Raw genomic sequence first — 5,456 nt, 5'->3', positions numbered from 1 at the left:
CGGTGCGCCTGTCGCGGCAGGGCGCGGCGCTGGCGCGGGACCGGCATGAAGCGGATTATGTCGCGCGCGGCGGGCGGCTGCGCCCCGGCCACCCGGACCCGGCTTTGTTCCCCCGGGACGAATGGGCGTGGGCGATGCGCCGGGCGGTGCGGACCTTGTCGGGCGACGGGTTGCTGTATGGCCACGTCCAGGGGCTGCCGGATTTGCGGCGGGTGCTGGCGGAGGCGCTGGCGGCGCGCCGGGGGCTGCCCGTGATGCCGGAGCAGGTGCATGTCGTGCCCACCGTGCAGTCGGCGCTGGCGATGCTGGGCCGGTGCCTGCTGGATGAAGGCGAGACGGTCTGGATCGAGGAGCCGGGCTATCTGGGCGCGCGGGCGGCGCTGGGGCATGGCCGGCTGGTGCCGCTGCCGGTCGATGCGGAGGGGGCGGACGCGTCCCGCCTGACCGGCGTGCCGAAGCTGGTCTATGTGACGCCGTCGCACCAGTACCCGACCGGGGTGCGGATGAGCCTGCCGCGCCGGCTGGCGCTGCTGGCCCGGGCGCGGCAGGCCGGGGCGCTGGTGCTGGAGGACGATTACGACAGCGAGTTCCTGTGGGAGGGGCGGCAGGTGCCGGCGCTGGGCGCGCTGGCGGAACAGGGAGAGGTGATCACCCTGGGCACCGTCGCGAAATCGTTGCTGCCGGGGCTGCGCCTGGCCTGGTTCGTCGCGCCGCCCGCCCTGTCGGCGCGGCTGGCCCATGCGCAGGCCAATCTGGGAGTGATGGCCAACGTGCACGCCCAGGCGGCGCTGGCGGCCTTCATCGACAGCGGCCGCTATCACCGGCATCTGGACCATATCGGCGGCGTCTATCGCGCACGGGGTGCTGAGATGGTGCGGGCGATCCGCGCGCGCTGCGGCGACGCGGTCGTGGTCGCGCCGCCGGTCGGGGGATTGCAGGTGCTGGTGCGCTTCGCGGCGGATCGGGACGACCGGGCCGTGGCCGCGCGGCTGGCGCGGGCGGGGTATAGCGTGCCGTTTCTGTCCGGGCTGTACCTGTCCGGCCGGCATTCGTCGGGGCCGAACCCGGGGGTGCCGGGGCGGGGGATTCTGGTGGGGTTCGCCGCGGCGACCGAGGAACAGGCCGATATGTTCGCCCGGGCCCTGGGCGACGCGCTGGCCTGCGCGGATGGAGATTGAAACGGCGACGCCGTGAAAACCCGGCCTGGCGGGATGCCGGTGTCTTTATGTTTTCACGGTATCGCCACGCCCGCGCCGCCCTATATGCCGCCGGCGATCACCAGGATGATGAGAATCAGCAGGATCAGCCCCAAGCCGCCGGCCGGGTAGTACCCCCAGCCGGAACTGTAGGGCCATGTGGGCAATGCGCCGATCAGCAGCAGGATGAGCACGATCAGCAGGATGGTCCTGAGCATTTCGTCCTCCATGTGATCGCCGGGGGCTGGGGCGCGGCGCATCCCGGTCTTGCGATTCATGGGTATGAAAGCGACGCGTTCGGCAACGCGGGCAATCGGCCGTGCCGTGCCGGGCGTGCGGGATGGCGGTTCGCGCCCCGCCGGGCCATCCCGTTTGCATGGAACGCCGCTCGCCGACGAAGGATGCCTGGCTGGGGAGAGGGATGGTGGAATTTGCCGGCGGCCCTCATGACGGCGGTCCTCATTCCGGCGGGTTTTGCCGGTCGCGGCGGGTGGCGGGCGCGTCGGCGACGAAATGGGTCGTCAGGCGGGTTGCCAGGTGGGCATAGGTCGCGGGGTGCGTGCCCAGCGGGGACAGGGCCCGGATGCCGCCGGCCTGGGATTCCCGGTCCGGCGGCCCAGTCCGAAACGGATCATGGCCTGCATCGCCTGTGTCTGCATCCCGGCCTCGTAGCACACCATGCCGGTGGCATGGGGATGCAGTATCGCCGCGTTCGATGTCCGGATGAAGGTCGGGCTGGCGGCGGGATGTGACGAGGGATGCGAGATGTAACGCGGCCGCGCGAGCCTTGCGGCCGCGCCATGGGTCGGGCGGTTGCCCGCCGGCTGGCGGTCTGGCTGGCGGAGGGTGGCATACCCATATTCCAGCCGGTCGGAGGAGAGGATGTCTTCCGGCCCGGAGGCTGGAATGTTCGGATTCTATCAGCGCCTGAGTTATGGCGCGGATTCGGTGAAACCGTCCAATTTCTGGGACGTTTTCGCGGTCGGGCTGCTGGCCCTGGGGTTCGGCGCCGCGACGGCGCTGATCTTCTTCAGCGGCTGAGGGGGCTTGTCCGTCCGACCTGCGCCGCGCCGGGAACGGGGGATAGATCTGCCGACATCGTCTTTACCGACCATTCTCCGGCCGCGCGACGCTGGCGGACGTCTGTTGTCCCGGCGCTGCCCGGGCTTCGTCGGTGAAAATCTGCGTCGCATTGTTTTCAGCCATTGCCAATATATAGAAATAATCTTCAAGTTCTAACAGGGCCTGGCATGTGGTGTTGCCGTCGACGCCGTAATCGAGATGATCCGACTAAGTCGCTCAACCGCGTTTTCCATCTTGTCAGCCGGTGTGCAGCGTAGCCGAGGATCAGGCCCGCCTGACGACGGGACTCGTAGTGGAGCGACAACGGCGGAGTTTGGAGTCCTGTCTGCCGTGCCGCCTCCCATATTGCGATTATTGCGATGTCCTCCCACGGCCGCTCGGCCCTAGCTGTCAGGTTGTGAGACTTGATATATACCATGCTGTATGCCATGATGATATATATCATGTCATCTATCGCAGAGGGTGTGATGACCCAGGTCGCAAAAATCTTCAATAATGGCCGTAGCCAGGCGGTTCGCCTGCCGGCCGCCTTCCGCTTCGAAGGCACGGAAGTCTTTATTCGCCGGGACGAGATTACCGGAGATGTCATCCTGTCACGCCGGCCGGAGAGCTGGGACGGCCTGCTTGCGGCCATCAGAGAGGGTGGTGTGCCGGATGACTTCCTCGACCCCTCTGAGCGCGCCCAGGACCAGGACGATCGCGATCCGTTCGCCGACGGGCTGAAATGAGCGCCGACCCGGCGATGTCGTGGATGCTCGACACCAACACCGTGAGCCACATTCTCAAGGGGAACTCTCGAGCGCTGGAGAACCTTTCTCGCACACCGATGGCGAACGTGTGCATCTCCGTCATCACGGAAGGCGAATTGCGTTTCGGCATCGCCAAGCGCCCGGAGGCGACACGCCTCCAGCGTATTGTGGGCGAATTTCTTCAGCGCGTCGCCGTCGAGCCCTGGGAATCATCGACGGCCGATACCTACGGCAGGCTCCGTGCCTCGCTGGAGGCAACTGGAAAGGTGGTCGGCGCCCTTGATCTCCTGATTGCTGCTCATGCCCTCGACCTGAATGTCACGCTTGTCACCAATGATGCAGGCTTCTGCAAGATCATCCATTTGAAGACCGAAGACTGGACAGCGTAATCAATGGAAAGACGGGAACGCATTGTAATGGCCGCGTGCCGGATGTCGCCGGGCAGTGTCTTCCGGGCGTTGGCCATGCGGGGCGGATCGCCCTGCATGGCCATATGATGACGCCGGGCCTGGTGGACGGGCGCGTGCATCCCTTGTCGGGCGGGCGTAGCCTGGCCGGGTGTTCGCTGGACTACCTGGCCCCGAACCTGGCCCTGACCGAGGCGGCGTTGCCCGTCCGCCAGGAGACGATCGTCTACAGCACGGGGGATTTCGTGCCGCGGCGGGGCGGCCCGTCATGACCGCCGCGCGGCGGGTCCCGTCCCGGGTGGTGCCCGATCTGCCGAATGGGGCCGGATAGAGGCGGGGTCGAAGGGGAAGCGGCTGCGCAGCCGGCGTTCGGCCGGATTGGTGACGAGGCGTTCGGTGGCGTGACCGAGCAGCCAGGCGAGGGGCAGGACCGGAAGGAACCAGAGCCAGCCGTACCGGATCGGGGCGCCCAGGCCGTGGAACAGGGCGATGGCGGGAAAGACCAGGAACATGTGCGTCAGGTAGATTTCGTAGCTGAGGCGGCCATAGGCGCGCAGCCATGAAAGGGCGCGGATGCGCGGCAGGGTGGCGCGGCCCCAGCCCCGGTCGAAGGCGATCAGCAGCATCGCGCTGCCGAGCGTGAGCAGCAGCATGGTGGCGTGACCGAGCGCCTGGCGGATCGCCGGTTGCCAGAGCAGGATTGCGCCGAGCATGGATGCCCCGAGGATGCCGAGTGCCGGGACGTGGCGCAGGGGCGCGCGGGGGGCGATCAGGGCGGCGCAGATGCCGGTGGCGATCGCGGCCATGCCGGGAAGATAGGCCTTTTCCCGCCAGATTTCGGGAGCATGCGACAGCAGCGCATAGTCGGCGGGCAGCGAGAGCGCCAGGGCGGCGAAGAGGATCGCGCGCAGGACGGCGTGCCGGGCGGTGGCGCGGCAGAGCAGGGGAAAGGCGAGATAGAAGGCTTCCTCGATCGACAGGGACCAGAGGACGTCCCAGCCGCCGGGGAGATAGGCGGTGTGGCCCTCGTACCAGTTCAGGTGCATGCCGAAGACGGCGAGGATGGCGCGCGGCAGCGACTGGTCGGGATGGGTGATCGTGTAGTACGGCACGTGGGCCAGATCGAGCAGCGACAGGATCGCGACCAGGACGATGAGGCAGGGCAGGATGCGCGTGGCGCGGCGGCGATAGAAGGCGGACGCGTCGACGGCCGAGAGCGTGCCCCAGCGCCGGATGCTGTGGCTGGTGATCAGAAAGCCCGAGATCACGAAGAAGAGGAAGACGGCGGAATAGCCGTTCCAGTTCAGCGCGTGCAGCAGGGTGGCCGGCAGGATGGCGGCGAGAGCCGTGCGGGCCAGCGGAATGCGCAGCGCCAGATGGTGGATCACCACGAGCAGGATCGACAGGCCGCGCAGCAGGTCGATACCGGCATTGCGGTCCGTGCCGTCGCCCGGGATGCGCCCAATCATCTGCATCCCGGAATGACGTCGGAACATTATGGAGAAATCAGGGCAATCGCGGCGAGATCGTTGGCGAGCGGGCGGGCAAGGGTGAATTTCGTGTGCAGGGCGGCGATTTGCGCGCGCAGGACGGGCAGCAGGCGTATAAGGGCGGCGTCGAGGTCGCCCGCGTCGCAGCGGCAGAGAGAGGCCCGGAGAGCGTCACGCATCGCCGGGTCGGCGCGGCGGTCGAATTTGGACTGGACCATGCCGAGCGTGGGCCGGTCGTTCAGCCAGTCGTCCGGCATGGGGATGGTCCCGTGGTCCTGGCGCGTAGGGGCGCGCCGGGATGGTGGAATCGCGGCGGCCCGACCTGTCAGGCCGGGCGGGTAATTCGCGCGTCCGGCCGGCGGGGCGCGGCGATGCATCCGGTGCGGGACATGGATGAAACGATAGAGCGCGGCTGGGGCGGGATGCAATTGCGATTGCGCAAGCCTACTCGTCGTAGTGGGTGGCGCGGGTGCGCTTGATGCCGGCGCGGTGGGCCTTGCCTTGCAGCCTGCGTTCGCGCGCGGCGCGGCC

At 68.0% G+C, this 5,456-nt stretch carries 8 protein-coding genes; 5 read left to right on the top strand and 3 right to left on the bottom strand.

Annotated elements, in window-relative coordinates:
• The coding region (locus tag HUK84_RS09610; RefSeq protein ID WP_176640093.1) for an aminotransferase-like domain-containing protein at positions 1 to 1,178 on the top strand (1,178 nt) is incomplete at its 5' end.
• 80 nt (positions 1,179 to 1,258) lie between these two features.
• Here HUK84_RS09610 and HUK84_RS09605 read toward each other — a convergent pair.
• The gene (locus tag HUK84_RS09605) at positions 1,259 to 1,474 is read right to left on the bottom strand and encodes a DUF3309 family protein (protein ID WP_456306665.1); all 216 of its coding nucleotides are present in this window, start codon (positions 1,472 to 1,474) and stop codon (positions 1,259 to 1,261) included.
• A 628-nt stretch (positions 1,475 to 2,102) separates the two neighbouring features.
• Here HUK84_RS09605 and HUK84_RS23525 point away from each other — a divergent pair.
• The 4 genes from HUK84_RS23525 (at position 2,103) to HUK84_RS09590 (ending at position 3,707) form a co-directional block, all read left to right on the top strand.
• On the top strand, positions 2,103 to 2,237 hold the full coding sequence (locus HUK84_RS23525; protein WP_281362780.1) for a hypothetical protein: 135 nt from the start codon (positions 2,103 to 2,105) through the stop codon (positions 2,235 to 2,237).
• Positions 2,238 to 2,746: 509 nt separating this feature from the next.
• Positions 2,747 to 3,007 (top strand): antitoxin, encoded by a 261-nt coding sequence (locus HUK84_RS09600; RefSeq protein WP_176640091.1) that lies wholly within the window; start codon positions 2,747 to 2,749, stop codon positions 3,005 to 3,007.
• Complete coding sequence (locus tag HUK84_RS09595; protein ID WP_246285583.1) at positions 3,004 to 3,417, top strand: type II toxin-antitoxin system VapC family toxin; 414 nt, start codon at positions 3,004 to 3,006, stop codon at positions 3,415 to 3,417. The genes HUK84_RS09600 and HUK84_RS09595 overlap by 4 nt, the downstream gene beginning before the upstream one ends.
• Positions 3,418 to 3,452: 35 nt before the next feature.
• Positions 3,453 to 3,707 carry a hypothetical protein gene (locus HUK84_RS09590; RefSeq protein ID WP_176640088.1) on the top strand — a complete coding sequence of 85 codons (255 nt, stop codon included), beginning with the start codon at positions 3,453 to 3,455 and terminating at the stop codon, positions 3,705 to 3,707.
• On the opposite strand, the gene HUK84_RS09585 is transcribed toward HUK84_RS09590, so the two are convergent.
• Both HUK84_RS09585 and HUK84_RS09580 read right to left on the bottom strand, forming a co-directional pair.
• Complete coding sequence (locus tag HUK84_RS09585; protein WP_246285582.1) at positions 3,702 to 4,904, bottom strand: acyltransferase family protein; 1,203 nt, start codon at positions 4,902 to 4,904, stop codon at positions 3,702 to 3,704. The genes HUK84_RS09590 and HUK84_RS09585 overlap by 6 nt on opposite strands.
• 26 nt (positions 4,905 to 4,930) lie before the next feature.
• Positions 4,931 to 5,182, bottom strand: coding sequence for a hypothetical protein (locus HUK84_RS09580; protein WP_176640089.1), 252 nt, complete (start codon positions 5,180 to 5,182; stop codon positions 4,931 to 4,933).
• Positions 5,183 to 5,456 lie beyond the last annotated feature (274 nt).

This window comes from Nguyenibacter vanlangensis (assembly GCF_013376155.1).
Taxonomy (GTDB): Bacteria; Pseudomonadota; Alphaproteobacteria; order Acetobacterales; family Acetobacteraceae; genus Gluconacetobacter; species Gluconacetobacter vanlangensis.
This window is presented reverse-complemented; position numbering and strand designations above follow the sequence as displayed.

What these genes read in the sequence shown, in the direction of transcription:
- HUK84_RS23525 (WP_281362780.1), top strand. Translation starts at nt 2,103, where the DNA reads ATGTTCGGATTCTATCAGCGCCTGAGTTATGGCGCGGATTCGGTGAAA.
- HUK84_RS09585 (WP_246285582.1), bottom strand. Translation starts at nt 4,904, where the DNA reads ATGATTGGGCGCATCCCGGGCGACGGCACGGACCGCAATGCCGGTATC.
- HUK84_RS09600 (WP_176640091.1), top strand. Translation starts at nt 2,747, where the DNA reads ATGACCCAGGTCGCAAAAATCTTCAATAATGGCCGTAGCCAGGCGGTT.
- HUK84_RS09580 (WP_176640089.1), bottom strand. Translation starts at nt 5,182, where the DNA reads ATGCCGGACGACTGGCTGAACGACCGGCCCACGCTCGGCATGGTCCAG.
- HUK84_RS09605 (WP_456306665.1), bottom strand. Translation starts at nt 1,474, where the DNA reads ATGAATCGCAAGACCGGGATGCGCCGCGCCCCAGCCCCCGGCGATCAC.
- HUK84_RS09595 (WP_246285583.1), top strand. Translation starts at nt 3,004, where the DNA reads ATGAGCGCCGACCCGGCGATGTCGTGGATGCTCGACACCAACACCGTG.